The organism is Micromonospora globispora (genome assembly GCF_003857015.1).
In the GTDB taxonomy this organism is placed as follows: Bacteria; Actinomycetota; Actinomycetes; order Mycobacteriales; family Micromonosporaceae; genus Micromonospora; species Micromonospora globispora.
This window is the reverse complement of record NZ_QGGF01000193.1, coordinates 1-4,126: the sequence shown is the minus strand read 5'-3', so window position 1 is coordinate 4,126 and position 4,126 is coordinate 1. Positions and strand designations below refer to the sequence as shown.

Here is a 4,126-nt window from a genome sequence, read left to right as displayed (position 1 = left end):
GCCGTCGACCTTCAGCTCGCAGAGGAACGGCACCGGGCCGCCGGCGCCCCGCTCGACCCGCTCGGCCCACAGCCAGCCGGCGGCGACGGCGGCCACCACGGCCACCACCCAGAGCACCCAGTTTGGCATCCGTACCCCTGCCTCTCGCCGCGGGCGGTCACCGCGCCGCCGCCGTGCGGCGATCGTCGCACGGTCCCGGCCCGCGCACCGTTCGGGCGCACCGCCCGGGCGGTGCGGCGCGGGCTCCCGCGAAAGGTCCCGCCGACCAGGCCACGGCGGGTACCGGGGCGGTTGTCCCACCCGCCCGCTACGGTTCGGAGGTAGCACGATCACGGGAGGTCGACAGCGGTGTCCGAAGGCGGCAGGGTGTCCGAAGAAGCGATTCCCCAGCAGGTCAGCCCGGCGCAGGAGGCGGCGGCGGGCGCCGAGCCGACCCCGGAGGCGCGGGAGCGGCACGCCACGCTGGGCCAGGAGCTCACCGAGCACCAGTACCGCTACTACGTGCTCGACGCGCCGACCATCTCCGACGCCGAGTTCGACAAGCTGCTGCGCGAGCTGGAGGCGCTGGAGGCGGAGTTCCCGGCCCTGCGCACCCCCGACTCGCCGACCCAGCGGGTGGGTGGCACCTTCTCCACCGACTTCACCCCGGTCACCCACGCCGAGCGGATGCTCTCGCTGGACAACGCCTTCGCCGACGAGGAGCTGGGCGCCTGGGCCGAGCGGGTCGAGCGGGACGCCGGCGGCCCGGTGCCGTACCTCTGCGAGCTGAAGGTCGACGGCCTGGCGATCAACCTGACCTACGAGCGGGGCCGGCTGGTCCGGGCCGCCACCCGCGGCGACGGGCGCACCGGTGAGGACGTCACCGCCAACGTCCGCAGCATCCGGGACGTGCCGGCCCGGCTGACCCCCTCCGACGACTTCCCCGACGTGCCGGAGTTCCTCGAGGTGCGGGGCGAGATCTACTTCCCGGTCGCCGCCTTCGCCGACCTCAACGCCGGCCTGGTCGAGCAGGGCAAGGCGCCGTTCGCCAACCCGCGCAACGCGGCCGCCGGCAGCCTCCGCCAGAAGGACCCGCGGATCACCGCCTCCCGGCCGCTGCGGCTGGTGGTGCACGGCATCGGTGCCCGCCGAGGCTTCCGACCGGCCGCGCAGTCGGAGTCGTACGCGGCGCTGAAGGCGTGGGGGCTGCCGACCAGCGACCGCGTCCGGGTGGTGCCCGACCTGGCTGGCGTCGCGGAGTACATCGCCTACTACGCCGAGCACCGGCACGACGTCGAGCACGAGATCGACGGCGTGGTGGTCAAGGTCGACCCGGTCTCCATCCAGGGCCGGCTCGGCTCGACCAGCCGGGCGCCACGCTGGGCGATCGCCTTCAAGTACCCGCCGGAGGAGGTGACCACCAAGCTGCTCGACATCGACGTGAACGTCGGGCGGACCGGGCGGGTCACGCCGTTCGCGGTGCTGGAGCCGGTCCGGGTGGCCGGTTCCACGGTCGCCCTGGCCACCCTGCACAACGCCCGCGAGGTCGAGCGCAAGGGGGTGCTGATCGGCGACACGGTGGTGCTGCGCAAGGCCGGAGATGTGATTCCCGAGGTGCTCGGCCCGGTGATCGACCTGCGGCCGGCCGACGCCCGACCGTTCGTCATGCCCACCACCTGCCCGGCCTGCGGCACCCCGCTGGCGCCGGCCAAGGAGGGCGACGTCGACATCCGCTGCCCCAACAGCCGCAGCTGCCCGGCGCAGCTCCGCGAGCGGGTGTTCCACCTCGCCGGCCGGGGCGCCTTCGACATCGAGGTGCTCGGCTACAAGGGGGCCGCCGCGCTGCTCGACGCCGACATCATCGCCGACGAGGGCGACCTGTTCGCCCTCGACGCCGACCAGCTCGTCCGCTCGCCGTTCTTCGTCAACAAGGACGGCAGCCTGGGCAGCAACGCGACCAAGCTGCTGGACAATCTCGCCGTCGCCAAGGAGCGCGACCTGTGGCGGGTGCTGGTGGCGCTCTCCATCCGGCACGTCGGCCCCACCGCCGCGCAGGCCCTGGCCCGGCACTTCCGCTCGATCGAGGCCATCGACAAGGCCGGCGAGGAGGAGCTGTCCTCGGTGGACGGGGTCGGCCCCACCATCGCCGCCAGCATCAAGGAGTGGTTCGCCGTCGACTGGCACCGCGAGGTGGTGCGCAAGTGGGCCGAGGCGGGCGTACGGATGGCCGAGGAGGCCGGCGAGGAGGGGCCTCGCCCGTTGGAAGGGCTCACCGTGGTGGTGACCGGCACCCTCGCCGGGTTCAGCCGGGACCAGGCGTCCGAGGCGATCCAGAGCCGGGGCGGAAAGGTGACCGGCTCGGTTTCCAAGAAGACGAACTTCGTGGTGGTGGGGGACAACCCCGGTTCGAAGGCGGACAAGGCGGCCAGCCTGAAGGTGCCGGTCCTCGACGAGGACGGCTTCCGGGTGCTGCTGGAGTCCGGCCCGGACGCCGCTCGGGAGGTCGCCCGGGTCGAGGGCTGAGCCGCGGCTCAATGTGAATCTTGGGCGGTGCTGGCGGCGTATACCAACTTAGTTACGACTACGACCGATTCGTGACTGTCGTGTCGGGGAAAGCGGTAACGCGGGCTTTCATTGGTGCACGGCGTGTGAGCGGCGCACGCCACAGCCGGTCCCGGGAGGTGCGATGGAGGCCGCCGATCCGCGAAACTCCGTCCCGCCCGGACGGGTCGCGCCGTTCTTCGGCTTCGTCGCCGCGGTGTTCGCCCTCGCCGTGCTCATCTCCGCCGGGCCGCTGGCCGGGCTGCCCGACCGGCTGTCCGGCATGCCGGCGGCGTTCTGGACGATGGCCGCGCTCGCCGTCGCCTGCGACGCCCGCCCTTTCGTCCCACCCGGCCGCCGCGAGTCCTCGGCAGTCTTCCCGTCGACCTGCTTCACCTTCGCCATCCTGCTCGGCTGGGGGCTGGGCCCGGCGGTCGCCGTGCAGGCGGTGGCGGTGGCCGTCTCCGGTTGGCGGATGCGGCACGCCCCCTGGCGCACCGCCTTCAACGCCGCCCAGTACGCCTGGGCTCTCGGTGCCGCGTCCCTGGTCACCCGGCTCGGCTCGGGCGGCATCGTCGACGGCGGCCGGTTGCACTGGACCGACGTCGCCGTGGTGGGGGCCGCCACGGCGGCCTGGTTCGCGATGAACTACGTCCTGGTCAGCACCGCCGTACGGCTCCGCTTCGGCGAGCGCTGGTGGCCGAACCTCCGCCAGGGACTGGCGTACGAGTTGCTCTCCACCGGCTCGTTGCTGCTGCTCGCCCCGGTGCTGGCCGCCGCCGCCCGGGCCAGCGCGGCGCTGATCCCGCTGGTGCTGGTGCCGCTCTTCGCCGTCTACCGGATGGCCCGGCTCTCCGCCGAGCAGGAGCAGCTCGCCTCGCTCGACCCGCTCACCGGGCTGCCCAACCGCAAGGCGCTGCTCGCCGAAATCGCCGAGCAGGTGCACCTGCACGCCGAGCGGGCCGCCCGGAACGAGCCGAACGCCCACCTGGCCCTGCTGCTGATCGACCTGGACCGGTTCAAGCATGTCAACGACGCCCTCGGGCACGCGGTGGGAGACCGGCTGCTGGTCGAGGTGAGCGCCCGGCTGACCGAGGTGGTGCCCGACCGGAACCTGGTCGCCCGGCTGGGTGGGGACGAGTTCGCGATCGTGGTGCCCGGGCTGACCGGCATCGACGAGGCCCGCGCGCTGGCCGACCGGGTGGTCGAGGCGCTCGCCGAGCCGGTCTCGCTGGACGGCCTGCCGCTGGACGTCGGGGGCTCGATCGGCATCGCGATCTTCCCCGAGCACGGCGAGGACTTCACCACGCTGATGCGCCACGCCGACGTGGCGATGTACGACGCCAAGCACCGCAACGACACCGTCGCCGTCTACGCCGCCGAGTCCGACCACAACTCGGCCGAGCGGCTGAGCCTCCTCGCCGACCTGCGCCGCGTACTGGAATCGGGGCCGGTGGGGTCCGATCCGGTCGGGGCGCGCGGTGGCGACGGCGCGGCGCTGCCCGCCGGTGCGCCACTGCCCGCAACCCGCGGGCCCGAGGAGGAGCCGCGACGCGGGGCCGAGGCGGGGCGGTGGCGCTTCCGGCGGCGGCGGGAGCGCCACCGC

At 73.6% G+C, this 4,126-nt stretch carries 2 protein-coding genes; both read left to right on the top strand.

Features of this window, described 5'->3' with window-relative positions; genetic code table 11:
- The first annotated feature begins 366 nt into the window (after positions 1-366).
- Entirely contained in the window at positions 367-2,502 is a 2,136-nt protein-coding gene (ligA, locus tag DKL51_RS07485) for an NAD-dependent DNA ligase LigA (protein WP_109946636.1), read from the top strand.
- A 163-nt stretch (positions 2,503-2,665) separates the two neighbouring features.
- Positions 2,666-4,126: GGDEF domain-containing protein (locus DKL51_RS07480; protein ID WP_148097742.1), on the top strand; the 1,461-nt coding region annotated here is incomplete at its 3' end.